Here is a 740-nt window from a genome sequence, read left to right as displayed (position 1 = left end):
CCGGAATGGTGATGGTCTGGCCATTGGACAGGGTCACAACCACTGGCGAGCCGGTGACTGGCGCTGACACGGACGCGGTGTACACCACGGTCCCACCTTCGGCCACGTTCGCGGTCGCAGTCAGCGAAACAGTGCTGGTGTCGATGGTGTCGTTGACGGTAGTGACCGCAGGCGTATTGCTGGTTACCAGGTTCTCGAAGTTGCCGCCGGTTGCGTCCTTGATGGTTGCTTCAACAGTGCCGGCGTCTTTGTAGACGTCGTCCTTCGGCGCATCGACGGTTACGGAGCCGGTGGTTTTACCCGCTTCGATGGTGATCACGGCGCCATTGCTCAACGTCACGGTCACTGGCGTGCCGGCGGCGTTGGTCAAGGTTGCGGTATAAACAATGGAACCACCTTCGGCCACCGAGTCGGTCGCGCTCAGGCTGAGAGTCGTGGTGTCCGGCGTGTCGGTCACCGAGGTATCCGCCGACTTGCCGTCGACTTCCAGYTTCTCGTAGTTGCCGCCCTTGGCGTCGTCGATCTTCACGCTCAAAGAACCGCCRCCAGCGAGGGCATCGTTTGGCGCAACGAAGTTGACAGAACCGCTGCTGGCACCGACCGGAATGGTGATGGTCTGGCCATTGGACAGGGTCACAACCACTGGCGAGCCGGTGACTGGCGCTGACACGGACGCGGTGTACACCACGGTCCCAGCCGGTGACTGGCGCTGACACGGACGCGGTGTACACCACGGTCCC

General features: G+C 62.3%; 1 protein-coding gene. It reads right to left on the bottom strand.

What is annotated here, in order from left to right:
• The coding region (locus AC1DIS_RS30070; RefSeq protein WP_477781314.1) for an immunoglobulin-like domain-containing protein at nucleotides 1-740 on the bottom strand (740 nt) is incomplete at both ends.

This window comes from Pseudomonas sp. 05N433 (assembly GCF_056396925.1).
This window is presented reverse-complemented; position numbering and strand designations above follow the sequence as displayed.